Origin of the sequence: Streptomyces sp. NPDC048275 (assembly GCF_040652275.1) — a bacterium.
GTDB lineage: Bacteria > Actinomycetota > Actinomycetes > Streptomycetales > Streptomycetaceae > Streptomyces.
Genome location: NZ_JBEZLR010000054.1, coordinates 38,768 through 63,928 on the forward strand (window position 1 = coordinate 38,768; position 25,161 = coordinate 63,928).

Here is a 25,161-nt window from a genome sequence, read left to right on the forward strand (position 1 = left end):
GAGGAACTCACCGCCTCGGGCCGTACGTTCCTGCCGGCCGAGCTGATGGTGCTCCCGGCCACCGCCGCGGTGGCATCGCAACACGCCTGGGTGAGTGGCTGCCGACCCGCCTCGACACCGATCTGGTCGTCGCAGCCGTGGACCCGTCCGGCGACGACGGCCGCGAGAACGCGGCGGCGGAGACGTTGCACGCCTGGGGCTGGTCGAAGCTCGGCAAACTCGACCCCCACGCCCCTTCGCACTCCGGATCCGGTGCCGGTCCCGGCCGGACAACGGCCGCTCGGGAGGTGTGGATCCGTAGGCCGCCGCGGTGATCCCGCGCCGCCCCCAGAAGCGAGGTGGCGCCCAGCAGTGCAGTGCAGTGCAGTGCAGTGCAGTGCAGTGATCGTGCCGCCCGTGTGGTGCGGGCGGCGGGAACCGGAGCTCGTCAGCGGGTGCCGACCGCCGCGGCCGCCATCAGCGGCTCGGCGTCCGCCGCGTCGACCTCCGGCGGCACGACCAACAGGTCCCAACGGCCCCGGCCCTGGCTGAGCAGACAGATGGTGTGTCGGCCGTGCGACCCGGCTGACCTGTGCAGCCGTACAACCTGGTTGGCGACGAGAATGCGTCCGGGCGACATCGGCCACATCGCCGTGTTGACAGTGACGGCGGTGACCTGTCCCCAAGTACGAGGCAACGCGCCGATCAGCAGCGGGAGTTCCACCAGGAGATCGCGCGAGCGGGGCCACCATGCCCCGTCGATACGCCGCGGAAGGGCGCTGTGCGGCGCCAGCCGCACGCGGGCGAGAGGTAGGGAGGGCAGGGGTTCGAGGACGGTGGCCATGGAAGCTCTCCTGTCTGGGGGCACACCTTCGGCGTGCCGATGGCTCGCGCGTGTTGATCCGGCGGCGAGCGGGACGGCTCGGTCGAGCCGAGTGACGGGCAGGACTCCTTGAACTCGGGGGCCTCGGTGGCCTCGGTGGCCTCGGTGGCCTCGGTGCGAACGGTGCGGCCGGGGGCTCGGGCCGCCTTCGTATGTGGGTGCGCGGGCCCTCAGGCGATGGCCCCGCTCCCCTTGCCGCTCTGCTCAGCGCGGACAAGGAACCGGCGGAGTGCGCGGGCCGCTCGACGCTCCGCCTCGGAGTGGCCGCCGGCGGTTCGGTCCGTGCGTCGGCCCGTATTCCGCGGCTGGACCGGCCGAGTGGGTTCGGCCGCCGCACAGCCGAGCGGAGAGCGAACGCCTTCGGCCGTCATAGGGCGGAACCTGCCCCGGGAAATGAGCCGCCCGGCGTCGTCCTGCGCCGAGGACGAGACCGGCCCGATCACCGGCGTACGACGTGCCCTCGGTTCCCCCACCGTACCCCGCCCGCCGGAAAACGGGACTCCGAAGACCGCAAGCCGTCCGGAACCGCTGCCCACATCCCTCCCTTGCAACTTTCGTCCCTGAACCACCAGGAACCGACCAGGAACGGCTCCTTCGACGAGCCCCTCCACAGATACCGGAAGCAGGGCAACCGGCCGACCCTGCACGGCAGTACGCTGACCGTGCGGCAGCCCCTGCCCCCGGCCCTCTCCGTGCAGTCCCTTTCCGCGCAACAGAGGCCCTGCGCAAGGCGAAAGCCACCCCGAAGACAGAGGAGATGGGGCGTATGGGCCCGCATCCCGACCTGTTCGACGAGTGCCGCGTGTTCCGATCCGGCGGCGAACTGGACCTGGTGACCGCTCCAGCCTTCGCGCGCGGCCTGGAGGACGTCCGCCACGGCACCGGACGCCTCTTCCTCATCGTCGACCTGAGCGACGTGACGTTCATGGACGGCAGCGTCCTGGCCGCGCTGTGCGCGGCGTGGGACGACTGCAGGGAGCGGCAAGGGTGGGCGCGCGTCGTCTACACCCGGTCCGGCATAGGTCTCGTGTTCCAGGCCGGCTCCCTCGATGAGCGGTTCCCCCGGTACGCGAGTGCCCAGGACGCCTGGCAGGGCGTGCTCGCCGACAGTGCGCAACGGCCGCCCGGCGGCAGACCGATCCGCGTAACGCACGACGGCAGTCGTTTGCCGCCTCGCCCCGAGGAGCCCCGGCCGCCACGGAACGGGAACCGCCGATCAGCAACGGCATGGCCGACGTCCTGCGGTCACTGACCCTCGGCGGGCGCGCCGTTCGCGAGGGCATGCGGCAGGGCAACGCGGGTGCGGTCATGCGCTGAGGCAGCGACTCGAGTCCGAGGCGAACCCGAGTCGACAGCCACTCAAGCTTCCAAGCTCATAGCCCTCAGGAAGCCGAGCTCCCCCGCGTCCCACCCCCGGGGTACGTATCGAGCTTGCGCTCATCCCACCGCGTAGCCATCGCCTGCCGGAACCTCGCGCGCTCGGCCAGACTCGCGGCGAAGAACGAGGTGACAGCGCCCAACAAGACGCCGACCAGGGTGACGATCCGACTCGCCATATCGGTCACGCTAGCGAACGTGACGGGCTTCTGAGTGTCGATCACGTCTCAACGGAGCCGCTCCGCGGTCCACCGCCCCCCATCTGCGGAGCGGCGTGCACCGGCCCTCTCCCGGGAGAGGAACGAGAGTTCTTGGGTCGAATGGGTGACCTTTACGTGTGGTGCTCGTTGCATGGCGTGACGGGATTTTTCGCCGGACGGAGGTGAATGGGTGGGCGGGCTGCGGGAGTTGGTGGCGTCATTTGTGGTGCCCGGTCCCGCCGGCGTGGCCATCCGGGACCGGCTGCGGGTGTCGGCTGCGGATGCGGCGGTGCTGACCGAAGTCGGGACGTTTCTGGGCTCGCTGGCGACCGGTGATCTCGCGGAACGGTCCCGGCAGGGTTTGTCGCACGATGCCGCTTCGTGGGCGGTGTGCAAGAGGGAGCTGACCGGGCGTTCGTCGGCGCGGTGGGCGGGCAGTATCACCAAGGCCACCCATGACCAGTGGGCGCTGGCCCGGCGCGGGCAGGCGGCCCATGTGGGCTGGCTGCGCGGGCAGATCGCCTCGATCGAGGCCCGACTGGCCCGGCCGCTGGGTGCCAAGGCGAACAAACGGGACGGGCTGCCCCGCGGCTACACCTCGCGCGGTGAGTGGCATGCCAAGTCCCGCCGCCTGCACGCGCTGAAGGTCCGCCTCGTGGCGGTCGAGGCGGACCGGGCGGCGGGCCGGGTGCACGTGGTGCGCGGTGGCAAGCAGCTGGCGCATGCCCGTCACCACCTGGCGGCTGCCGGGCTGAGCGAGCGGACGTGGCGACAGCAGTGGCAGGCGGAACGGATGTTCCTGGCCGCCGACGGGGAGTCCGGCAAACGCTTCGGCAACGAGACCATCCGCGTCACCGACACCGGACAGCTCTCCCTCAAACTGCCGGCCCCGCTGGCTCACCTGGCCAACGCACCGCACGGCCGGTATCTGCTGGATGCGGTCGTGCGGTTCCAGTACCGGGATGAGGAGTGGCGCGACCGGATCACCGCCCACCGGGCGGTGGCCTACCGCATCCACCACGACGTGGCACGCGGACGCTGGTACGTCACTGCCTCGTGGCAGCGCACCGCCACTCCCGCCCTGCCCCTAAAAGCGGCCCTGGCCCGGGGCGTGGTCGGAGTGGACATGAACGACGACCACCTCGCCGCCTGGCAACTCGACCTGCACGGCAACCCGGTCGGCGAACCACAGCGCTACTTCTACGACCTGACCGGCACCGCCGCGCATCGGGACGCGCAGATCCGGCACGCCCTGAGCCGATTGCTGCACTACACCCGCCGCTGCGGCGCGGCCGCGATCGCCATCGAGAACCTCGACTTCACCGACGGCACCAGCCGGGAGAAGCACGGCCGCAACAAACACTTCCGCCGCCTGCTCTCCCGCTTTCCCACCGCGAAACTCCGCGCCCGGCTGGTGTCGATGGCCGCCGAACAGGACATCGCCATCGTGGCGGTCGACCCGGCCTACACCTCCCGGTGGGGTGCCCAGCACTGGCAGAAACCACTGACCACCCCGGCCCGCACGGTTTCCCGGCACGATGCGGCAAGCATCGCGATCGGGCGACGCGCCCTCGGACACCCGATCAGGCGACGGACGACACCGCCCCACCGCGACCAGAGTGATCGCCGTGGGCATCGGACCGTCCAGGCCGCCTCGGGCACCCGAGGGCGTGAGGAAGCCCGCCCTCACGTTCCCGGACCGCGTACACGATGCGCGCCGCCGGACGGTGGAGCGAAAGCGGGTGACCAGTGTGCCCAACACCGTTCGGGGCACGCGGCTGAGCACGGGCTCTGGCAACAGGACTCGCTCCCGCTCAGTCTTTAGAAACGGTTCCTACCCATTCCCGTGGTGCGTCGTGGTGCTTCCGGTCGTGCTTCTTGTTGTTCTCACTGCGACTCCAGAAAGTGAGTGCCAAGAAACCTGAGCATCAGCAGAAACATGGGAGCGCTCCCATGAACCCACCGCACCAGGAACACGTCAAGGGGCGCGCCCCAGGCGACGGCCCGGGGCGCACCCTTCTGGACACGGTCAGTGGCGGCCGTGGTACCCGCCACGTCCGTCGTGGCCACGCTCGTGCCTGTCGCGGCCGTCGCGGTCGTGGCGGCCGCCCCACGAGGCGGTGTCGACGACGCGCCGGCGGTCATCGCTGAGCGTGGCGGTGTCGGAGTAGTCGTCCCACACCTGGTTGCGGCGGTCCTGGTAGAGGTCGGTGTCGGTGTCGCGGCCCCTGCCGGTGTGGACGCGGACGGTGGCACGGCCCTCCAGGCGGTAGTCGCGGAAGGTGTACCTGTTGCCGTCCTCGTCGGACAGCGTCCAGCCGTCGAGGTTCACCGTCCGGCGGGAGGTGTTGGTGACGTCGACCCACTCCCCGTTCAGGGAGTGGTTGCTGCGGCGCTCGCGGCCCGGGGAGTCGTACTGCACGTCGCTGATCTCCACGGACTGGCGGTGCGAGCGCCCACCGTTGTCGGCGGAGGCCGACACGGTGGCCGCACCGACCAGGGTGCCGGCCGCGAGGACGGCAGCGGCGACGCGACGGGCGGTGACAGACTTGGAACGGGACAAGATTGCCCCCTCATTTCGTACGGGCAGACCCGCATCCCGACACGTGAGTGCCGCGGGTCCGGCATGTGCGGATCCCGGCCCGGTGGCCGAGGGCTCACAATCTGCCGCCGCCCTCGGCCGGTTCAGGCGAGGCGCGGAGCCTGTTACGAATTGCCCATATTTCTGTCACTGTCAGATGTAGCGTCCATTTATGGATCGAATGCGCCAATTTGTTGCACCGGGCCCCGTCGCCCGCCTCCCCCTCACCCGAAAGTGCGTAACACCGCCAGAGCCGCACGCCTGCGGACGCCGTCGTTGGAGTCGAACTGGATAGGGGCGTCGCACGGCCACAGGGCACCCAATATCGCCACAACTCGCGCGGAGTATATTGTTGACGATTTTGTCTGGCCCTCCTACGGTCGGTAACCATCTCCCAAGGAGACCGAAAACCTAAGGAGTACGGACGTGCCCTCAGTCACCGGTAGTGCCAAAGGCAGCGGCGCCGCGGCCAAGGAAAAGGCCCTGATCGCGCTGCGCCGGGCCATCCTCGCCGGTGACATGGTGCCGGGACAGCGCCTGGTCGAAGCCGAACTGGCCGAACAGTTCGACGTCACCCGGGCCAGCCTGCGGGCCGCGCTGGTCGATCTCGCCGCCGAGGGCCTGGTCGAGCGGATCCGCAACCGCGGGGCCCGGGTCCGCACCGTCTCCGTCAGCGAGGCCGTCGAGATCTACGAGTGCCGCATGGTGCTGGAAGGGCTGTGCGCGGCCAAAGCCGCCGAGCGGGTCACCGACGCCGAGGCCGAACAGCTCCTCGCACTCGGCGAGCAGCTGCGCGCCGCCGTCCGGGCGGGCGAGCCCCTCAAATACTCCGAACTCAACCGCCAACTCCATGACTTCGTCCGCGACATCGCCCGCCAGGACAGCGCCGCCGAACTCCTCACCCGGCTCAACGCCCAGATCGTCCGCCACCAGTTCCGGCTGGCCCTCCAGTCCGGCCGCCCCCAGGTCTCCCTCGGCGAACACCTCGCCCTCATCGAGGCCATCGCCGCGCGTGATCCGCAGCGCGCCGAGGCCGCCGCCCGCGGTCACGTCGCCAGCGTCATCGACGCCCTCCGCGCCATCGAGGGGCCGCAGGGGGCCGGTCGCGCCTGACCACTCGCACAGACTTCTCGTGCGGGTTCTCCGCGGCGAACGGGGGGGCGTTTTCTCCGCGGCGAACGGGGGTCGTTGCGCTCATCGGTCAAGTCCTGCGCGTTGCTCTGTGCGCGGCAGGGCGTCTCGTTCGACCGGGTGTCGGCGGGTGGCGGACCGGGGCAGCGTCAACGCCAACGTCAGTGTCACGGTGATCGAGGCGACGGCCATGACTGTCATCGCCGTTGGCGGTGAGGTGAGTTGGGCGATCGCTCCCGCCAGTGCCGCGCTCACGCCCTGCATGGTGAGCATGCCCGCCGTGTGCAATCCGAGGGCGTGGCCGCTCAGTTCGTCCGGGATCAGGGACACCAGACGTTCCTGCTGGATCAGGCTCGAGCCGAAGCCGACGGATGCCACCGTGACCGCGATCGCCGCCACGGCCGGCCCCGGCCGGAACACGAACACCAGGTACGGAGTCGCCAGGAGCAGCAGGAACGGGATGCCCAGGCGGGCGCGCACCCGGGGCGGCAGGAGGCGGCCCGTCACCAGGTCCCCGACGAACATGCCGAACGCCGCGAAGGCGAACAGCACGCCCGCCCGGCTCGGCGCGTACGAGACGTACAGCGACTCGCAGCCGACGATCAGGCCGTTGGGGATCCAGAGGAGGAGGTAGAGGGTGCGGCGGTCGGGCGAGGACCACAGGCGGGCGTTCGTGCGCCAGGTCTGCGCGACGGACGGGCGGCCGGAGGCGCGCGGGGCGCGGCGGGTGAGGCCCACGCGGGCGGTCACCGCCGAGGCAAGATACAGCGCCGCCGCCATGAGGAGGGTGACCCGTGGGGACAGGAACGCCACCAGGACGCCACCCGTCGCGAACCCCGCGATCTGCGCGATGCCGCTCATCATGTTGAACACCGAACGCCCCAGCAGGTAGCCCTCCTTGGCGAGGATCTCGTTCACCAGGCCCCACAGGACTCCGCCGCCGAGCGACTGGATCAGGCCGAGGAGCAGGAGCAGGACGAAGATGGCCCAGACCGGGAGACCGGGGATCGCCATCACCGCCGTACCGGCCGCGAACGCGAGCGCGATGCCCGCCGTCGCCGCGCGCGGCGGCAGCCGGTCCGCGGCCGACAGCAGGGTGGTCGCGCCGACGACCTGCGCCAGTTGCGGGCCGAACATGCTCAGGGCGGACAGCAGCGGCGAGTCCGTCGCCCGGTACACGAGGGTGGCGAGGGCCAGACCGCCCACCGTCGAGGCCGCGTTCCTGAAGCAGGAGGACACGAACAGCGGGGTGAACTCCCGCGTGCGGAAGAGGTCCGAGTAGCTGCGCATGTGCGGAGTCTCGGGCGCGGTTCGGGGCGGTCGTTATTGTTTCGCGCGGAGGCGAAACCAATGACCAATGGGGGGCGGGCGCATGGGCTGGTGGCAGGTCAACGCCGACACCCTTGCCGGGAGCCGCTTCGTGCTGTCGCCGCTCGCCGAGACCTTCGCGAGTCTGGAAATCCTGCACACGGGGGCCGCCGCGCACCCCGGTGAGCGCGCCTGGCTGAACGCCCACCTGCCCGCGTACCGCAGACGGCTGGCCGCCGATCCCGTCACCGCGCTGCTCGTCCGTTCCGGGCTGGGGCGGGAGTGGATCGCCGACTTCCTCACCCCGACCCCGTACGGCGACGAGATCTTCGAGGACGAGGTCGCCCGGGTGCGGGACGCCTCGCCCGAGGACGCGCGCGCCCATCTGGCCGTCGCGTTGCGCGGACCGCTGCCCGACCGGCTGGCGGACCGCGACGACCTGCCCCGGCGCGCCGCCGACCTCCTCACCTGGGTGTGGGAGGAATCCGTACGCCCCTACTGGGACCGGCGTCGGCGCGTCCTGGAGGCGGATGTGGTCGCGCGGACCGCACAGTTGAGCCAGGGCGGCTGGGCAGCGGCGCTGGACGCGCTGCGGCCGGGGACGCGGTGGCTCGGCGGGAACCGGTTGCAGGTCAATCTGCACGAGTATCCGCCGCGTGAGATCTCCGGGGCCCAACTGCTCTTCGTGCCCGTCACGCCCACGGCCGGGTGGGTGTGCTGGGAGGAGGACAAGCGGTACGCCGTCGTCTACCCGTGCGCGGGCGCGCTGGCCGACGTACGCGCCGAAGCGGTGCCGGAGAGTCTCGGCGCGCTCCTCGGGACCGCCCGCGCGGGCATCCTCGTCCTCCTCGACTCCCCCATGTCCACGAGCCAGCTCGTCGCCGTGACCGGGCAGGGGCTGGGCTCGGTCGGACGGCATCTGAAGGTGCTGCTGGACGCGCGGCTGGTGGCGCGGCAGCGGGCGGGGCGGTCGGTGCTGTACTCGCGGACGGCGGCGGGTGAGGTGCTGGTCACAGCGCAGCGCGGCTGACGGTCGCGTCCGGTAGCGGAGTTAGCATCCGGTTATGACTACTGACAACTCTGTGCTTGACGTCGAAATCGGGGCCCTCCAGGGCGGTTCCGCGGATCTCGGGCAGTACCGCGGCAAGACCGTGCTCATCGTGAACGTGGCCTCCAAGTGCGGGCTGACCCCGCAGTACGCGGGTCTCGAGCGGCTGCAGGAGCGGTACGCCGCCCAGGGCTTCACCGTGCTCGGGGTGCCCTGCAACCAGTTCATGGGGCAGGAGCCCGGCACCTCCGAGGAGATCGCCGAGTTCTGCTCCGCGACGTACGGCGTGACCTTCCCGATGACCGAGAAGGTCGAGGTCAACGGGGACGGGCGGCACGGGCTGTACGAGCGGCTGGTGGGGAGCGCCGACGCCGAGGGCCACAGGGGGGACATCCGCTGGAACTTCGAGAAGTTCCTGATCGGGCCGGCCGGCGATGTCGTGGCCCGCTTCTCGCCGCAGGCCGAGCCGGAGTCGGCGGAGGTCGTGTCGGCGGTGGAGAAGTCGCTCGCCGGTTGACCTTGCCCCTGGGGCAGGGACCACCGTCCTCTGCACCGGGCGGAAGGCGCCCGGTGACGGAGGATGGGCTCGTGCATCAGGACTGGCCTGCGAAGGACTCGCCTACGAAGGACTCGCCTGCGGAAGGCTTGCTCACGATCGGCGCGTTCGCCGCCCGTGCGCGGCTCTCCGCGAAGGCCCTTCGGTTGTACGACCGGCTCGGACTGCTGACCCCGGCGTACGTCGACGAGGTCAGCGGCTACCGCTACTACCGCCCCGACCAGGTCGAACGCGCCCGTACGGTCGCGCTCCTGCGCCAGCTCGACATGCCGCTCGCGCGGATCGCCGAGGTGGTGGAGGCCGGGGGTGTCGAGGGCGCCGAGCGTCTTGCCGCCTACTGGGCGGACGCCGAGGCCCGGTTCGCTTCGCAGCGGACGCTGGCCGAGTACCTCCGTGGACGGCTGTCAGGGAGGAGTTCCGAGATGTACGGGAAGTTCGTGGTCGAGACGGTGGACGTGCCGGAGCAGGTGGTGCTCACGGAGACGCGGCACACGTTGGCGGACGAGTTGCCGGCGTGGATCGGGGCGTCGCTCGGGCGGCTGGAGGAGGGGGCGGCGGCCTGTGGTGGGGTGAGCGGGGCGCCGTTCGTCGTCTACCACGCCGAGGTCTCTCAGGAGAGTGACGGGCCTGCCGAGTCGTGTGTTCCGGTGGCGGACGAGGCGGCGGCTCGGGTGTGGGCGGCGGGGGTCGGGCGAGGGTGGGAGACCGGGGTGCGGGTCGAGCCCGCTCGGCGGCTGGCTTATACCCGGATCACCAAGGCGCAGGTTGCCCATCCGCAGATCCTTGCCGCGTTCGAGGCGGTCGAGGCGTGGATCGGTGAGCGGGGGCTCTCTTACGACGGGCCCTGCCGGGAGGTGTACTTCGCCGACTGGGATGCGGCGGGGCCGGAGGATGCGGTGTGTGATGTGGCGTTTCCGGTGAGGTGACCGGCCCTCCGGGGGTGGGGTGGGTTTTGCTCGCCCCCGCCGCCCCTACCCGTCCCGTCCCCCGGGGGCTCCGCCCCCGGACCCCCGGCGGTGGTTCTTTTGCTGCGGGGCGGTGGGGGCCGGGCGCGCCCACGCGGCGGAGCCGCACAATGTCACAGCCCCGCGCCCCTGGCCATCTCAGCCCGTCCGGCGATTGAGGACGAGGCCGTTCAGGCCGAACGGGGGTCTGGGGGCTGAGCCCCCAGGAACGGGATGGGACGGGTAGGGGCGGCGGGGGCGGAAAAAGTAGCCGGCCCCCCTACTCGCGTCACCTCACCTCAGTTCCTCCGGGCATGGGGTGCCTCTGGGGAGTTGGTACGGGGCCGCCAGGCGGTATGTGCCCGGGCCGGGGGCCAGCAGTTCCGTCCATTTGTCGCCGGCGGAGTTCTCCTCGGCCTCCATGAGGCAGCCGTTGAGGTTGTCGTACGTCTTCGGCGTGCCGTCGGCGCGGTCTTTGGACGCCTCGGTCTCCTGGGGCGCCTGCACGCTCTTGCCCTCGGCGTCGACAAGGCCGAGCCACGGCGAGTACGGAATGCGGATGAGCACGCGGCCCGCCTGCTTCACCTCGATGGTCAGCTCGCCCTGTTCCGCACGGTCGACGACAGCCGGCGGGTCGGCCAGCGGGGTGGGGTCCGTCACCGCGAAGAGCTGCCAGTTAGCGTCGCCCCAGATCTGGCGGAGGTAGGGCATCCCTCGCTGGACCAACTGGCGTTCGCGTTCGCCGCCGTCGCCGTCCGGTTCGCCCTTCGGGAGCACGACATAGTGGACGGCCCAGCGCTGCAGCCACTCGTGGTAGTTCGCGGAGTTGAGGGTGTCGTCGTAGAAGAGCTGGTTGCGCTCCATGTCGGCCTGGCGGTTCCAGCCGCGGGCGAGGTTCACGTACGGGGCGAGGGCGGACGCCTCACGGTGGGAGCGGGAGGGGACGACCTCGACGCGCCCCTTCTCGGCACCGACGACCTGGAGCTCGTTCACCAGGGGGGCGAGCTCCCGCGCCCAGGACGCCACCGGTGTCGTATGCACGACGTCGTCCACCGCCTTGAAGCCGATCCACCCGGTGAATCCGACGAACGCGAGCACGATCGCGTACCACTTGCGTGAGCGCGGCACGGAGAAGGGCAGGGCCGCCAGCAGCACCACGCCCGCGAACAGCATCGCCAGCCGGGTGATGTTGGAGCCGATCTGCGAGCTGATCAGCCAGACGAGGAGCACGCCGAGGCCGTACACGGCCGCCGTGATCCGTACCGTCTTCCACTCCTTCGGGACGAGCACGAAGACCAGCACGGCGGAGACGAACGGCAGCGAGGCCGAGCCGATCGACATCGGCTGCGTGCCGGAGAACGGGAACAGCCACGCCGACACCGCGACGACGATGGCCGGCGCGACCCCCAGGGCGTACGCGCCCGGGCGGCGCTTCTGCAGAAAGAGGGCGACGGCGACCAGACCCACGAACAGCCCCGCCACCGGCGACCCGGCGGTCGCGAGCGCGGCGAGCGGCGCCGCGCACAGGGCCTTCGCCCAGCGCTTGTAGCGCCAGCGGTACGGCCAGCAGAAGACCACGGCACACGCACCGAGCGCGAACACCAGACCCAGGCCGTACGTCACCCGCCCCGACGCGGCATTGCACAGCAGCGCGAACACTCCCGCGAGCGCGGGCCACAGGGGGTTCCGGACGACCCTGCTGCGCATGAGGATCATCGTGAGCAGACCCGCGGAGATCGTCCCCGCGATCATCATCGTCGTACGGACGCCGAGCACGGACATCAGATACGGCGACACCACGCTGTACGACACCGGGTGCATACCGCCGTACCAGGCGAGGTTGTACGCCGAGGCCGGGTGCCGTCCGACGAACTCCGCCCACGCGTCCTGCGCCGCAAGGTCTCCACCGCTGTTCGCGAAGGTGAAGAACCAGACGAGGTGCAGTACGCCGGACAGGGCGGTGGCGATGACGACGGGATGCCGGACGAAACGGCTCAGGCGGGTGCTGCGCGCCTTGCTTTCGGTAGCGGGTGCGGGCACTCGTATTCGCGCGCCCGGTCCAGGGCCCGGATCGGCGTCGTCGGCATGTGTCGGCTCCGCTGTCGCCACTGCAAGGCACTCCCCGTGTCCCGTCGTCCCGTTCTCGGCCGGGACCGGCGGCCCGCCACCTGACCCGATCTCGCGACGCTAGCACGCACCCCGCCGACGAGCCCCGGGGTGGGGCGTCATCGGCGGGGTGCGGGGCGTTCGGGGGGCGTTCACGCGGTGTTTGTGGTGTTCGTGGTATTCGCGGTGCCCTCCGGCGTGCGTCCGCGCCCGCTCAGCCGACCCGGGTCAGCTTGGCGCCGAAGCCCGGCTCGGCCAACGCCGACTGGAGCGCTACGGGGATCTTCACGGCGTGGCTGGAACCGTCGCCGACCGTCAACTCTCCGACAACCGTGCCTGCCTCGCCCGAGTGCGGAACCGTCTCGCCGCCCGCCGTACCGATCGACAGCTTCGTCTTCAGCCCGGGCCAGCCGACCGCCGTCATGTTCTTGGTGGCGACGACCGGGGTCTGACCGCCGAGCTGGTCGTCCACGTAACCGACGACGTCCCCCTTCTTCACCACCGTGGCGGAGGTCAGGCTCTTCTGGACCGTGTCGATCAGCTTCTGGCTGTTGGTGAGCGCCAGCTGGAGGCTGTCCCAGACCTTGCCGGTGCCGGCGTCCTGGTTCAGGACGGCTCCGTAGACCGTCTGGGTCTCGCCGTCCACGGTCTTGGTCGCGGCCCACACCAGGTTGCCGCCCGCGGGCGTCGACGAACCGGTCTTGAGACCGATCACACCGACCTGCTTCACCAGCAGGTCGTTGTTGTTGTAGATGGTCGAGTCGAGGCCGGGGATCTTGGCGCTGGCCATCCCGACGATGCTGCGGAACACCTCGTTCTGCATGACCGCCTTGGCCAGCTCGATCTGGTCGGCGGCGGTGCTCACCGTCGTCTTCTCCAGACCGCTCGGGTCCGTGTACGTCGTGTTCGTCATGCCGAGCTTCTTGGCGGCGGCGTTCATCTTGGCGACGAAGGCCTCGTTGCCGGAGTCCCAACGGGCCAGCAGCCGCGCCGCGTTGTTGCCCGACGGGATCATCAGCAACTGGAGCATCTGCCGCTGCGTGAACTGCTGCCCCTTCGTCATGGCCGCCGTCGACTCGTCCGCGTTCTTCGACTCGTCCTCGGCCTGCTGGTCGACGGTGATCTTCTCGCCGCCCTCGTTCCCCTTCAACGGGTGCTCCTGAAGGATCACGTACGCCGTCATGATCTTGGCGACGCTCGCGATGGGCGCGGCCGTCTGCTTGCCGTCCGTACCGAGGCTGCCGACTCCCTCGACCTCGATCGCCGACTGGCCCTGACCCGGCCAGGGCAGGTCGAGGGCGCCGCCCTCGAAGGTGTACGTCGCGTCGGCGGTGAGCGCGAGGCTCGCCGCCGGGAGCGGGCGTACGGCCTGTGCGATTGCGAAGATCACCGCGAGCAGCAGGACCAGCGGGGTCCAGATCTTGATCCGCCGCGCGATCGTCCGTACGGGGGTCTGCGCGGGCGGCGGCGTGTTCGTCAGCTCGGCCAGCAGGTCCAGCGGCGGCTTCGGGGGAAGGGGCTGCTGGGTGGTGCGCTCAGGGCCGACCTGAGGGAAAGCCGCGGTGGCATCGGCGGGAGTTGTCGCCGGCTTGGCGGAGGCCGGCGGGGCGGGGGGTGTCGCCCTCGGCTTCGCCGGTGCGCGTTCGTCGAGGGGCTTGAGGGCGACGAATTTGCTCGTGCGTTCGGATGCGGACTCGGGGGTCGGGGTGGACTTGGGCTTGGCCTCGGATTCGGGCTTGGCCTTGGGCTCGGTCTTCTTCTCGGGCTTGGGCTTGTCGGTGGCCGGCCTGGCGTCGCCCAACTTGAGCATGGTGGTGGGCTGGTCCACCGCCGGGCGGGGCGCCTTGAAGACGGCGGTGGGCTGGTCGACGACAGGCTCGCCGTCGTCCGCGTCCGAGGAATCCTTCGGGGAGTCCTTCGGGGAGTCCTTCGGGGAGTCCTTCGGGCTGGGCGTGCCGGACGGGCTGGGCGTGCCGGACGGGCTGGGCGTGCCGGACGGGCTGGACTTCGCGCCGGGGCTCGCGTCCTTCTCCGAGACGTCACCGGAGTCGGCCTTGTCCGTCTTGGGCTCGTCGTCCGCCTTCGGCTTGTCGTCCGCCTTGGGCTCGTCGTCCGCCTTGGGCTCGTCGTCCGCCTTGGGCTCGTCGTCCGCCTTGGGCTCGTCGTCCGCTTCGGGCTTGGCTTCCGTCTCGGGCTCGTCGTCCGACTCGGTCTCACCGTCCGCTACGGGCTTGGCGCCCAACTCAGGCTTGGCTTCCGCCTTCGGCTCACTGCCGGCGTCGGTGTCGTCGGCCGCCGCACTCTCGGAATCGGAGTCGGAGTCGACCTCGACCTCGGCATCGGCATCGGCATCGGCATCGGAGTCGGAGTCGTCGTCGACAGCGACCTGGCCGTCAGCCGTGAACTCGCCGTCGCTCGCAGCCTCATCCTCGCCATCGCCATCGACGTCGGCGTCGGCGTCGGCGTCGGCGTCGGCCACCACGGCCTCGGCCTCAGCATCGGCCTCCGGCGTGACCTCACCCTCGGCCTCGGCCTCCGCCTCGTCCCCGGCGTCAGCCACCACCTCCGCCTGGGCCGCCTCCCGCGCCGCCGAACCGGACTCCCGTGCTCCGTCGGCCTCCTCGGCCCTCTCAGCGCCCGCAGCGTCGGCCCCAGAGCCCTTCGGGCCCTCGGGCTTGTCCTCGTCCGCGCTCGCCACCCAGGCAGCCACCGCCGCCCGCAGACGGGCATCCCCCGCGGAGCCCTTGGTCCCGGACGCGGAGGAACCTTCCGCCACCGCGGAACCCTCCGCCGGCACGGAACTCTCCGCCGGCGCCGAACTCGCCTTCAGCCCCGCCGTCGAGAACACCGCCGTGGCCTGGTCCACCCGTACCGTGGCGGCCCTCTCGCGGGCCACCGCCAGACGGGGATCGGCCGACGGCAACCCGGCGGACTGGGCCGGCCCCGGAACCGCGGCCGGGCTCCCCGACGTCGCTTCTGCCGACGATGCCGACGACTCGTGCTGCTTCGACCTGTCGGGGGACTCGCCCGCCACCGATGCCTCCTCCGTGCGCCACTCACTGGGCGCCCAACCGAACCGTGAACCCTTGACCCGCCGCCCGGACATCGCTGTCCGAACCATGTACCAGTGTCCTGTGTGCGGGCTTAACCCCTCCGGTAGACGAGAACGACATACCTGCCGGTTCCACCACAAAGCAGTCACGCGCTCTCGACAGACCAATGTGAGAGGGGTCACCCTGTCATTCATCCACGCGGGGAGGCATGGATGGGCAGGAGCCGCAGAACAATTCCGGAGGAGCTTCTGCTGCTGGCGTTGGACCCGACCACGGGTACCACTGCACAGCCGCAGTCGCTCGACCTCGGTCTGGCCGGAGCACAGCTAGTAGAGCTGGCGCTGGCCGGACGGATAGCCCCAGACGGGGATCGTATCGCCGTGGTGCAGCCACGGCCGACTGGAGATCCAACACTGGACTGCGCGTTGGAACTGCTTCGCCGACGCGGAGCACCCGTACGCGCAGTGAACTGGATTGGCGGACCCCGACTGGGGCTGCGCCAGACCTACCTCTCGCATCTGGAGAGGTGCGGCATGGTCCATGCCGTGGCCGGCCAGATGTGCGGGGTGCTTCCGACGACTCGCTACCAAGCGACGGACACGGAGATCAGCCGGGAGATCAAGGCCCGGCTGGACAGCGCGATCCGCACCGGCGTCCCGCCGGACCCGCGGACCGCGGCGCTCGCCGCGCTGGCCCATGCGGTCGGTCTCGGCAAGCACCTGTATCCGGGTAATGAGGGACGCTCGTCCCGCTCCCGGCTACGGGACCTGATCAGGCACGACCCCATGGGCGGCCTCGTGGCACACGCGGTCATGGACGTCCAGAACGGTGTGGCCGCACAGCCACGCCGCAGCCCGGCACCGGCAGGCCGTCCGGCCACCGCCGGAGTCAGGTCCGCACCGGAACCCGCCCGCGGTGTTCCGATGCAACCGCACCACGGTTCCATGGCGCGCGCCGTGGCCCACTGAGCCGCAGTCCCACGGCACGCAGTACCAGCACGGCCGCACCAACACGCGGCACGCAGTACCCAGCACGACCCTCAGCGCCGCACCGCAGTCCCCAAGACCCGGTTCGGGAGCCGCTGGCCGCGCGGGGCGGTGGGACCGTACGTCCGGACGACGACACGGCCCCACCGCCCCGCGCGGCCGCATATGCGTGCGGTACGCGCCTGCGCACCGCACGCCTACGCGATCTGCGCGATATACACGCCGGATCACCGAACTTGCGTCTACCCAGCGCATATCCGCTGTTTCCCAGCGGTAGAAAGCACCTTGGTGGCAATCTGCTCAACAGCAGATACGCATAGTGGCAAGCAGAGGTCCGCAGCCGGAGGTGCACGTCCCGTGGCGTCCAATGTCAATCCCACCGTCCGACGGCGCCGGTTGGGCCAGGAGCTGCGCCGGCTCCGCGAACTCAAGGGCATGACGGCCGAAGAGGTCGCCGAGCGGCTACTCGTCTCACAGTCGAAGATCAGCCGGCTGGAGAACGGACGGCGCAGTATCAGCCAGCGCGACGTGCGCGACCTGTGCGGGGTCTACGAGGTCGAGGACGTCCGCATCGTCGACTCGCTGATGCAGATGGCCAAGGACTCCCGCCAGCAGGGCTGGTGGCACTCCTTCGGCGACATCCCGTACAGCGTGTACATCGGGCTGGAGACCGACGCGGCGTCCCTGCGCGTCTACGATCCCCAGGTCGTCCCGGGCCTGTTGCAGACCCGGCCGTACGCCGAGGCGCTCATCGCGGGCGCCCTGCCCGAGACCGCGTCCGGCGAGATCGACAAGCGCGTCCAGGTACGGCTGCGACGACAGGAACGTATCTCCGCCCCGGAGATCCCGCTGCGGCTGTGGACCGTCCTCGACGAGGCCGCGCTGCGCCGGGTCGTCGGGAACCGCTCGCTCATGCGCGACCAGTTGGAGCACCTCGTCGAGCAGTCCCAACTCCCGCATGTCACCGTGCAGGTGATCCCCTTCGAAATGGGCGCGCATCCAGGGCTCAACGGCCAGTACGCGATCCTGGAGTTCCCCGACGCGGCCGACTCCAGCGTCGTCTACATCGAGGGCGTCACCAGCGACCTTTACCTGGAGAAGGCGAACGACGTCCAGAAATACAGCGTGATGTACGAGCATCTGCGGGCGCAGGCCCTGAACGTGGAACAGTCGCGACAGTTCATCGCGGACATCGCGAAGGAGTACGCGCGCTGAGGCTCGCAAGAGCACCCCGGCGAGGAAAGGGACGCACCGTACACCTTCACCACGCCGGGGCGGAAGACCCGATGGAATATGCCATCCGGACGAGTGAATAGCCTCTTCGCCCGCCGATGTTGGCGAGTAGCGTCGATCACGCCATCGAGCAACATCGTTGGCGCAAACCGCACTGCGAGTTCCGCAACGAACCCGCAGTGCGGTGACAGCAACTCAACGACTGGCTACCGGAGCAAAAATGGCAATCCAGCAAGGCGCCACGGACACGTGGACCAAGTCCTCCTACTCCACCGGCAACGGCGCATGTGTCGAGGTCAAGTCCCCGGTTCCCGCGGCGATGGCCGTACGGGACTCCAAGGTCCCCGCGGGCCCCACGCTGGCGTTCCCCGCGAACTCGTGGAACACCTTTGTGGCAGAGGTGAGCCGGGGGGCTTTCGACCTCGTCTGATGCCTCGACGTCCAGCACCACAACTGCACCGACCAACCGCATACGCACAACCCGCACAACCCGCACAACCCGCGCTACTCGCATCATCTGCACCACCTGCACCACGGAAGAGCCCTCTCGACCGGCCCGCCGTCCTGGCCGAGGGGGCTCGGTGCTGTCCCGGCGGGCCGCGCCTACCGGAGCCGGTCCACGTACCGGTCGGTCCCCGGCACCGTGGGGATGAACGGCGCCACCAGCTCGACCCTCCCCAGCCCCGCCTCGCCCACGGCCCCCTCCAGCCCCGTGAAGTACCCCTCCCAGCAGTCCCGCGGATCCGCCTCCAGGAACCACAGCAGGGTCAGCCGCGTATCGACCCCCTCGACCTGCTTCACGTAGGTCATGCGGTCGCCGGGGAGGGGTGTCGGGCGGAACAGGGTGACCAGGGCGGCCGGTGAGCCCGCGAGACGACGGGGAAGGTGGCGGGAGCGGAGCCACTCCAGCAACTCGGCCCGCTGTTCGGACGATTCGGCGTCGATGACCTCCATCACCAGGCCCGCGTAGGGGTGATCGAGGGCGTGGAAATCGCGGGGACCCGCGGCGCCGTCCCGGTACACCGTCGCCTCGTGATCCTGAAAAGCCGTGAACACGTGCGTACGGTCCTGGTAGACCCGCCCGTCGCGGTTGAGGCGTCGGTTGATGCCGACGGTCCACTTCATGTGGTCGTCGTAGCGGCCCTCGGTGACCCAGTACGTGGAGAGGTAGCAGCCCGCCGTGACCGGCTGGGCGACGGCCGACTTCTCGGGGTAGCGCAGAAGTTGGAGGTCGCGGGTGGCGACCCAGCGGCGGCCCGCGTACATCCAGGGCATCGCCATCGCGCCGGCGTAGTAGTGATCATCTTCGTACCAGCGGTTGTACGCGTACTCGTGGCCCGGATGCGGCTCGACCATGGTGATCAGGGCATGGCCGGGACGCACTCCGTACGGGCCGACGGCGGCCAGCTCCGCGTACACCTCACTGCGGGTCTCCTCACTCATACCCTTCCCCTTCCTCCCTCTTCCTTCCTCCGACGGACACCCATACTCTGACGCTCCGTCAGGTCATGCGCCAGAGTCACGGCAACCTACGGCGAGTGAGCCGAAGGGGCGCGCCTGTGTCGAGGGGCCATGGGGGTCACCCCTGCTCGAGCGAAGCCGAGAGCTTGGGGGAGCGCGGAGGCCCGAAGGGTCGAGCACGATCGGTCGCTCGACACAGGCACCAGCGCCCCGGAGGCGATCCGAGCCACAAAAAAAGGAGAGTCCCGATGTCGCTGCTGGAGGGCAAGACCGTCGTCGTGTCGGGTGTCGGGGCCGGGCTCGGACGGCAGGTCGCGGCGGCCGTCGTACGGGACGGGGGCGACGCGGTGCTCGGGGCGCGTACAGAGGCGCATCTGGCCAAGTCCGCGGCGGAGCTCGATCCGGACGGGGCGCACACGGCGTACCGGGCGACCGACATCACCGATGAGCGGCAGTGCGAGGCGCTGGCGGCACTGGCCCTGGAGCGGTTCGGGCGGATCGACGCCGTGGTCCATGTGGCCGCCTGGGACAGCTACTTCGGCGGGCTGGAGGACGCCGACTTCACCACCTGGCAGTCGGTCATCGACGTGAACCTGCTCGGCACCCTGCGGATGACCCGAGCCTGCCTGCCCGCGCTGAAGGTGTGCGGCGGCTCGGTCGTCATGATCGGGACACAGTCGTCGGTGGCCGCCCCGTCACAGGTCCGGCAGGCGGCGTACGCGGCGTCGAAGGGCGCGCTGACGAGCGCGATGTACTCGCTGGCACGGGAGTTGGGGCCTCATCGCATCCGGGTCAACACCGTGCTGCCGGGGTGGATGTGGGGGCCGCCGGTGGAGGCCTACGTACGGTTCACCGCGCACACCGAGGGCGCGCCGGAGAGCGAGGTGCTGAAGCGGCTGACCGACCGGATGGCGCTGCCCGAACTGGCCACGGACTCGGACGTGGCGGACGCGGCGGCCTTCCTGGCCTCGGACCGGGCGCGGGCCATCACCGGACAGTCCTTGCTGGTGAACGCGGGTGAGCTGATGCGGTAACCCTCCCCCATGCCGTTCATGGACATGAATAGGCGTCAGTAAGCAGAACTCTTTTACTCCCTCTTGACCCTACGGGCTGTTGTCGCCGCCATGTCATCGAACCCACGATGAGCGGGCGTTGCCGACCCCTGGGAGGGAGCACATGAACGGTCTCGACTGGGCCGTGCTCATCGGCTATTTCGGCGTGATGGTCGCGATCGGTGTCTGGTCCCACAAACGGGTCGACAATGTCAGCGACTTCTTCACGGCCGGCGGAAAGATGCCCTGGTGGCTCTCCGGCATCTCGCACCACATGTCCGGCTACAGCGCGGTGATGTTCACCGGATACGCGGGTATCGCCTACACCTACGGCGTCACGTCCTTCGTCACCTGGTCGTTCCCGATCGCACTGGGCATCGCCGTCGGGTCGAAGCTGTTCGCGCCGCGCATCAACCGGCTGCGCTCGCGACTGCACGTGGCCTCCCCGCTGGAGTACCTGAAGAACCGTTACGACCTGAAGACCCAGCAGGCCCTCGCCTGGTCCGGCATGCTGCTGAAGATCGTGGACGTGGGCGCCAAGTGGGCCGCGATCGCCACGCTGCTGTCCGTCTTCACCGGCATCTCCCTCAACCAGGGCATCCTCATCACCGGCGCGATCACGGCCGTCTACTGCACGATCGGCGGCCTGTGGGCCGACGCCCTCACCGAGCTCGGCCAGTTCGTGATCCAACTCCTGGCCGGAGTCGCGATGTTCGTGGCAGTCGTCCTCGAACTCGGCGACAAGGGAATCGGCTTCCTCGGCGCCTGGGACGAGCCGGCGCTGCAGGGGCATGAAGAGCCGCTGGTGGGCCCGTACGGAACGGTGTTCCTGCTCGCCTTCCTCTTCATCAAGCTCTTCGAGTACAACGGCGGCATGCTCAACCAGGCCCAGCGCTACATGGCCACGGCCAGCCCGCGCGAGGCCGAGCGCTCGGCCCGCCTCTCCGCGGTCCTGTGGCTGGTGTGGCCGCTGGTCCTCTTCTACCCGATGTGGATGTCGCCGCTGCTGGTCGAGTCGCAGAAGCCGGACGGCTCGGACTCCTACGGCCTGATGACCGAACAGCTCCTGCCGCACGGCCTGTTGGGCCTGGTCATCGTCGGCTTCTTCTCCCACACCATGGCCATGTGCTCCTCCGACGCCAACGCGATCGCGGCCGTCTTCACCCGGGACTGCGCGCCCGTGGTGTCGGCCAAGGCCCGCGCGTGGAACGAGCGTTCCGGGCTGATCGCCGCCCGGATCACGACCGTCGTCTTCCTCGGTCTGTCCATGGCCGCGGCCACCCAGGTCAACTCCCCCGCGTTCAAGGACATCATCACGGTCGTGATCAAGTGGGTCGCCGGGCTCATGGGCCCGATGGCCATCCCGATGATGCTCGGCCTGTTGCGCCCGTTCCGCCGCTCCGGTCCGACAGCCGCGCTCACCAGCTGGTCCATGGGCCTGCTCGCCTTCTGGCTGGTCAACTACCCCATCAGCTGGAACGTCGACGGCGGCGTCCCACTCCAATACCAGGTGTCCGTCCCGCTGGCCGTGTCCCTGGTCCTGTACATCCTCATCGGCTTCCTGAAGCCGGAGGACACACCGGAACGGCTCGCGATCATCGAGAAGATCAACACGGATGACAGCGGGTCGGCGGCAAAGGCGATCCCGACCCAGGCGGACACCAGCCCGACGGGCGTCTGACCCACCCCATCACCGCTATGACCTGCCGGATGGCCGGCCCGCATCGCTCACGCGTCGGGCCGGCCAAGGAGTTCACCCGCTGTCGGAAACCTCCGCCGAACGAGCAAAGGAACCAGGTCGGCCGGGACCGACCGCGGTGTGTTCCAGGTCGCGGAGCGAGCCCTCGATCCGCGACAGCTCGGCGTTGAGGCTGCTCAGCCACGTCTCGAGGTCGATCAGCACAGGCAGCGGCGGGGAGTTCTCCGGCGGCTTGAGCGGCGCGTCGGGCGCACCCGGCCGCTGCTGGTCACCGGCGGCGAGAGCGGCGATCCGTGTCGCGGCGGCGGCCACATGGTCTGCTGCCGTACGGGCCCACACCGCGGCTCCGGCCGGAACGCCGGCCGCGGGCAGGTCGAAGCGGGGCAGCCACTGGGTGCCGAGCAGCACGTGGCGGGCGGAGATGAGCACGGCCTGCCAGTCGGCACGGGCCTCCGCCGGCGTTCCCGAAGGCTCGCTGCGGTACTGGGCGTACGCGGCCTCCGCGAGCCGTAGCCGGTGCTCGGCGGGCAGCGTGGACGGGGAGCGGGCGGCGCCGGGCGGGGCGGTGGCCGCGTCCACGGTGCCCGTGACGAGCGGACCGCAGGAGCGGAGCAGCTCGGCCATGGTGGTGCGCACCTCACGCCGGGCACCCGCGGGCCAGGCGAGCAGCCCGCAGAGCAGGCCGATCACACTGCCCGTCACGACATCGATGACGCGTGCCTCGGCAAGCTGCCAGGAGGCCGGGGCGATCTGTGCGAAGGCCGACGCGACGACGAGGGTGAACAGCGCCTGCGCCCAGGCGATGCCGAGCAGCGGCCCCAGCGCGAACGCGGCCAGCATGCCCGGCGCGAGCACCGCCGCGTACGCATCGGTCTGCCGCCCGAAGCCCACGAGCAGCGCCCCGGCGGCCACGGCGCCCAGGAGGTTCCCGGCGAGCATCTTGGGGACCACCTCCCAGGTCTGCGCGACGGTGGTCCTGCTCATCGTCAACACGGCGAGCATCACCCAGAAGCCGTGCGGCAGATCGAGTGTCCCCGCCACCAGCCGCGCCGCGCCGAGGCCCAGTGCGGTGCGCACGGCGTTCTGGAACAGCACCGACCGCAGCGTCACATGGCCGAAGAGCCGCTTCATCCACAGCCCGACGGTGCTCGTGTCGGCGTACCAGAACAGCTCTCGCGGCGGAATCGGCGGTGTCCGCCGCCCGAGCGCGGCGATCCGTGCGGTGCTCTCCACCACGCGGGCCGACTCGGCGATCCCCAGCACGGCCGACTGTCGCCTCAGCACCGGCACCGGCGGTACGGCATCGGGCGGCCCGGTCGCCTGGCTCGTCCGCAGGGCCTGGAAATCGAGCATCGCCTTCTCCAGCGCGCCGGGCCGCGGCGGTGGACGGCCGTCGCGCAGCGCGCCCGCGGTGACGTCGCAGAGGCGGGCGACCCGGTCCAGCAGCGCAGCGCAGGCCTCGTACGCGAGCTCCGCGCCGCCGCCGGCCCCGGTCCTGCCGCTCGCCCGAGGCTGGGGCGCGGCCGGCATCACCTCGGCGAAATGGGCCAGCTGGTCCAGCAGACGGCGGGTGGCCGCGCCCGCCTGCGTCAGCGCCCGGTCCCTGCGCGCGGGGCCCGCCGGGCGCTCGGCCTCCGGCACGCCGGACAGCCGCAGCCGCCTGCCGGCGTCCCGGAGTCCGGCGGGGTCGGCGCCGGTCGGGTCCGCCGCGACGTCGGCCGCGAAGGTGAGCGCCACCGCCAGCCGGGTCCGGTACGGGGCGGCGGGCGGGGCCGGCAACACCAGGACCTCGCAGGCCGCGAGGAGCACGATCCCGGTGGTGAGGCCCGCCAGGCGCAGGCCGAGGCTGTCCGGGGCGTACGGCGGAACGCACGCCAGGATGTAGAAGAGCTGGAGGCCGGGGCCCGCCCTGGCCGCCCGGGGACCCGCGACCGCCGCGAAGGCGAGCAGGAAGCCGACGACCAGCATGCCGAGCACCGCCGCCCAGGTCCGGACCGCCAGCGCCGTCCCCAGCGTGACCAGCAGCAGCCCGACGGGCAGCGCCTTCAGCATCACGGCCGCGCGCTGCCGGCCCGAGCCGGGGATCGAGGACAGCATGCCCAGCGCCAGGGGTCCGAACAGCGCGTACAGGGCCATTTCGGGCCTGTCGAGCCCGTACAGAAAGGCATAGAACCCGGCGCTCGCGGCGATGGTCACCCGGACGGCCCGATGGAGGACTGCCGTCCGATCCGGCCCTGCCGCCCGCCCCGGCCCGCCGGTCACGGTCGGCCCTCGGGGCCGGTTCCGGGTTGCGGACCGGGCTCGCGCATAGGCACTTTCCTCTCGGCCGACGCCGTCTCGACGCGGTGAGCGGGTCGGGCCGGCGACCTGCTCCCATTGTCGGACGGTGCCCCACGGCACGCAGCCCGTACGGATCGCGCGGACGAGGCGCCAGGGCCACCATGGCAGCAGGTGCGGGCCGGAGGCGGGAGGTCGTACGGTGCACACCCTCGTCCCGGTCCTGTTCGCCCTCGCCTCGGCGCTGAGCAACGCCATCGCCACGGTGCTGCAGCGCCGGGAAGCCCTCGCCGTGCCCAGCTCGGCCGGCTTCCGTCCGGGGCTGATGCTCGATCTGCTGCGGCGTCCGCTGTGGCTGCTCGGGATCGCCGCGGTGATCACCGCCGGTGTGTGCCAGGCCCTGGCCCTGAACACCGGGCCGCTGGTGATCGTCCAGCCGCTCCTCGTCCTCGAGCTGCCGTTCGCGTTGATGGTCGCCGCGGTCCTCTTGAACCGGCGGTTGCCCTCTACCGGGTGGGTGGCCGTCGCCCTCGTGGTGGTGGGCCTCGGTGTGACGCTCGCCGCCGCCGACCCCAGCGGTGACCGCACCTACGTACCGACCGACCGCTGGATTGCCGCCCTCGCCGCCTGCGCCGGCGTGATCGTCGTCCTCTCCGCCGCGGCGCTGCGCCGCCCCGAGGGCCGGGTCCGCGCGGCCTGCCTGGGTGCGGCCTGCGCGGTCAGTTACGCGATGACCGCGGCGCTGATGAAGGCGGTGACGCACATCCTGGACGACCACGGTGTGGCGGCGTTCTTCACCGCCTGGCAGACGTACGTCTTCGCCGTGGCCGGCGGTACCGCACTCTTCCTGCTGGAGAACGCGCTGCAGGCGGGCCCGCTGGTGGCCTCCCAGCCGGCGATCACGCTAGGCGACGCGACGGTGAGCCTCGCGCTCGGCGTCACGCTGTACGGGGAGCATGTGCGCACCGGCTGGTGGCTGCTGCCCCAGCTGCTCGGCCTCGGGCTGATCGCCACGGGCGTGGTGAAGCTCGCCCGTATCCCGCTGGCCGAGTCGGTCGTGACCGCCGGAAAGGCACCCTAGCTGTTCTCCCCATGGAGGACGGTGACCCTCCAGCGGCCGGTCATCCCGCGAGACGGGCCCGTCCGGCGTTTGAGGACGAGCCCTTCGGGCGAGCGGGGGTCCAGGGGGCGCAGCGCCCCTGGCGGGGGTCCGGGGGCGGAGCCCCCGGGGATGGGACGGGTAGGGGCGGCGGTCGATCTCCACCACGGAACGGTCGTCGGGCGCGT

19 protein-coding genes are annotated in these 25,161 nt (G+C 70.7%); 12 read left to right on the top strand and 7 right to left on the bottom strand.

Annotation, left to right across the window (positions count from 1 at the left end; genetic code table 11):
* Window positions 1-427: 427 nt before the first annotated feature.
* On the bottom strand, window positions 428-823 hold the full coding sequence (locus AB0D57_RS28115; RefSeq protein WP_362078732.1) for a DUF5994 family protein: 396 nt from the start codon (window positions 821-823) through the stop codon (window positions 428-430).
* An 805-nt stretch (window positions 824-1,628) separates the two neighbouring features.
* Between AB0D57_RS28115 and AB0D57_RS28120 the strand changes: the two genes are divergently transcribed.
* Both AB0D57_RS28120 and AB0D57_RS28125 read left to right on the top strand, forming a co-directional pair.
* Window positions 1,629-2,114 (top strand): STAS domain-containing protein, encoded by a 486-nt coding sequence (locus AB0D57_RS28120; RefSeq protein WP_362078735.1) that lies wholly within the window; start codon window positions 1,629-1,631, stop codon window positions 2,112-2,114.
* 515 nt (window positions 2,115-2,629) lie between these two features.
* Window positions 2,630-4,264, top strand: coding sequence for an IS200/IS605 family accessory protein TnpB-related protein (locus AB0D57_RS28125; protein ID WP_362078738.1), 1,635 nt, complete (start codon window positions 2,630-2,632; stop codon window positions 4,262-4,264).
* Window positions 4,265-4,468: 204 nt separating this feature from the next.
* Here the strand turns inward: AB0D57_RS28125 and AB0D57_RS28130 are convergent, their stop codons facing one another.
* Window positions 4,469-5,002, bottom strand: a complete 534-nt coding sequence (locus tag AB0D57_RS28130) for a lamin tail domain-containing protein (protein ID WP_362078741.1) — start codon at window positions 5,000-5,002, stop codon at window positions 4,469-4,471.
* A gap of 444 nt (window positions 5,003-5,446) precedes the next feature.
* Between AB0D57_RS28130 and AB0D57_RS28135 the strand changes: the two genes are divergently transcribed.
* On the top strand, window positions 5,447-6,133 hold the full coding sequence (locus tag AB0D57_RS28135; protein ID WP_362078744.1) for a GntR family transcriptional regulator: 687 nt from the start codon (window positions 5,447-5,449) through the stop codon (window positions 6,131-6,133).
* Between the two features lie 81 nt (window positions 6,134-6,214).
* Here the strand turns inward: AB0D57_RS28135 and AB0D57_RS28140 are convergent, their stop codons facing one another.
* On the bottom strand, window positions 6,215-7,441 hold the full coding sequence (locus AB0D57_RS28140) for an MFS transporter (protein WP_362078747.1): 1,227 nt from the start codon (window positions 7,439-7,441) through the stop codon (window positions 6,215-6,217).
* Between the two features lie 82 nt (window positions 7,442-7,523).
* Here AB0D57_RS28140 and AB0D57_RS28145 point away from each other — a divergent pair, with 82 nt between their 5' ends.
* The 3 genes from AB0D57_RS28145 to AB0D57_RS28155 all read left to right on the top strand — a co-directional run bounded on the left by AB0D57_RS28145 (window position 7,524) and on the right by AB0D57_RS28155 (window position 9,989).
* Entirely contained in the window at window positions 7,524-8,489 is a 966-nt protein-coding gene (locus AB0D57_RS28145) for a winged helix-turn-helix domain-containing protein (RefSeq protein WP_362078750.1), read from the top strand.
* Window positions 8,490-8,523: 34 nt separating this feature from the next.
* Window positions 8,524-9,024 carry a glutathione peroxidase gene (locus AB0D57_RS28150; RefSeq protein WP_362078753.1) on the top strand — a complete coding sequence of 167 codons (501 nt, stop codon included), beginning with the start codon at window positions 8,524-8,526 and terminating at the stop codon, window positions 9,022-9,024.
* Window positions 9,025-9,095: 71 nt separating this feature from the next.
* Complete coding sequence (locus AB0D57_RS28155) at window positions 9,096-9,989, top strand: MerR family transcriptional regulator (protein ID WP_362078756.1); 894 nt, start codon at window positions 9,096-9,098, stop codon at window positions 9,987-9,989.
* 312 nt (window positions 9,990-10,301) lie between these two features.
* Here the strand turns inward: AB0D57_RS28155 and AB0D57_RS28160 are convergent, their stop codons facing one another.
* Window positions 10,302-12,116 carry an MFS transporter gene (locus AB0D57_RS28160; protein WP_362078759.1) on the bottom strand — a complete coding sequence of 605 codons (1,815 nt, stop codon included), beginning with the start codon at window positions 12,114-12,116 and terminating at the stop codon, window positions 10,302-10,304.
* A gap of 211 nt (window positions 12,117-12,327) precedes the next feature.
* A complete protein-coding gene (locus AB0D57_RS28165) occupies window positions 12,328-15,147 on the bottom strand; it encodes a serine hydrolase (protein WP_362078762.1) in 2,820 nt (939 codons plus the stop codon).
* A gap of 231 nt (window positions 15,148-15,378) precedes the next feature.
* Here AB0D57_RS28165 and AB0D57_RS28170 point away from each other — a divergent pair, with 231 nt between their 5' ends.
* The 3 genes from AB0D57_RS28170 to AB0D57_RS28180 all read left to right on the top strand — a co-directional run bounded on the left by AB0D57_RS28170 (window position 15,379) and on the right by AB0D57_RS28180 (window position 17,815).
* Window positions 15,379-16,134, top strand: a complete 756-nt coding sequence (locus AB0D57_RS28170; RefSeq protein ID WP_362078765.1) for a GPP34 family phosphoprotein — start codon at window positions 15,379-15,381, stop codon at window positions 16,132-16,134.
* Window positions 16,135-16,509: 375 nt separating this feature from the next.
* A complete protein-coding gene (locus tag AB0D57_RS28175) occupies window positions 16,510-17,367 on the top strand; it encodes a helix-turn-helix transcriptional regulator (protein ID WP_362078768.1) in 858 nt (285 codons plus the stop codon).
* Between the two features lie 238 nt (window positions 17,368-17,605).
* The gene (locus AB0D57_RS28180; protein ID WP_362078771.1) at window positions 17,606-17,815 is read left to right on the top strand and encodes a DUF397 domain-containing protein; all 210 of its coding nucleotides are present in this window, start codon (window positions 17,606-17,608) and stop codon (window positions 17,813-17,815) included.
* A 173-nt stretch (window positions 17,816-17,988) separates the two neighbouring features.
* Here AB0D57_RS28180 and AB0D57_RS28185 read toward each other — a convergent pair whose 3' ends face one another.
* Entirely contained in the window at window positions 17,989-18,828 is an 840-nt protein-coding gene (locus tag AB0D57_RS28185) for a hypothetical protein (protein WP_362078774.1), read from the bottom strand.
* 266 nt (window positions 18,829-19,094) lie between these two features.
* Here AB0D57_RS28185 and AB0D57_RS28190 point away from each other — a divergent pair, with 266 nt between their 5' ends.
* Window positions 19,095-19,880 carry an SDR family oxidoreductase gene (locus tag AB0D57_RS28190; RefSeq protein ID WP_362078777.1) on the top strand — a complete coding sequence of 262 codons (786 nt, stop codon included), beginning with the start codon at window positions 19,095-19,097 and terminating at the stop codon, window positions 19,878-19,880.
* Between the two features lie 142 nt (window positions 19,881-20,022).
* On the top strand, window positions 20,023-21,579 hold the full coding sequence (locus AB0D57_RS28195) for a sodium:solute symporter family protein (protein WP_362078780.1): 1,557 nt from the start codon (window positions 20,023-20,025) through the stop codon (window positions 21,577-21,579).
* A gap of 72 nt (window positions 21,580-21,651) precedes the next feature.
* Here the strand turns inward: AB0D57_RS28195 and AB0D57_RS28200 are convergent, their stop codons facing one another.
* Complete coding sequence (locus tag AB0D57_RS28200; RefSeq protein WP_362078783.1) at window positions 21,652-23,793, bottom strand: FUSC family protein; 2,142 nt, start codon at window positions 23,791-23,793, stop codon at window positions 21,652-21,654.
* Between the two features lie 283 nt (window positions 23,794-24,076).
* Here AB0D57_RS28200 and AB0D57_RS28205 point away from each other — a divergent pair, with 283 nt between their 5' ends.
* Entirely contained in the window at window positions 24,077-24,955 is an 879-nt protein-coding gene (locus AB0D57_RS28205; RefSeq protein WP_362078786.1) for a DMT family transporter, read from the top strand.
* Window positions 24,956-25,161: the final 206 nt, after the last annotated feature.

Bases quoted from the DNA above. Each gene is read 5' to 3' on its own strand.
- AB0D57_RS28120 (WP_362078735.1), top strand. From the start codon at position 1,629: ATGGGCCCGCATCCCGACCTGTTCGACGAGTGCCGCGTGTTCCGATCC.
- AB0D57_RS28190 (WP_362078777.1), top strand. From the start codon at position 19,095: ATGTCGCTGCTGGAGGGCAAGACCGTCGTCGTGTCGGGTGTCGGGGCC.
- AB0D57_RS28185 (WP_362078774.1), bottom strand. From the start codon at position 18,828: ATGAGTGAGGAGACCCGCAGTGAGGTGTACGCGGAGCTGGCCGCCGTC.
- AB0D57_RS28195 (WP_362078780.1), top strand. From the start codon at position 20,023: ATGAACGGTCTCGACTGGGCCGTGCTCATCGGCTATTTCGGCGTGATG.
- AB0D57_RS28170 (WP_362078765.1), top strand. From the start codon at position 15,379: ATGGGCAGGAGCCGCAGAACAATTCCGGAGGAGCTTCTGCTGCTGGCG.
- AB0D57_RS28115 (WP_362078732.1), bottom strand. From the start codon at position 823: ATGGCCACCGTCCTCGAACCCCTGCCCTCCCTACCTCTCGCCCGCGTG.
- AB0D57_RS28150 (WP_362078753.1), top strand. From the start codon at position 8,524: ATGACTACTGACAACTCTGTGCTTGACGTCGAAATCGGGGCCCTCCAG.
- AB0D57_RS28140 (WP_362078747.1), bottom strand. From the start codon at position 7,441: ATGCGCAGCTACTCGGACCTCTTCCGCACGCGGGAGTTCACCCCGCTG.
- AB0D57_RS28180 (WP_362078771.1), top strand. From the start codon at position 17,606: ATGGCAATCCAGCAAGGCGCCACGGACACGTGGACCAAGTCCTCCTAC.
- AB0D57_RS28145 (WP_362078750.1), top strand. From the start codon at position 7,524: ATGGGCTGGTGGCAGGTCAACGCCGACACCCTTGCCGGGAGCCGCTTC.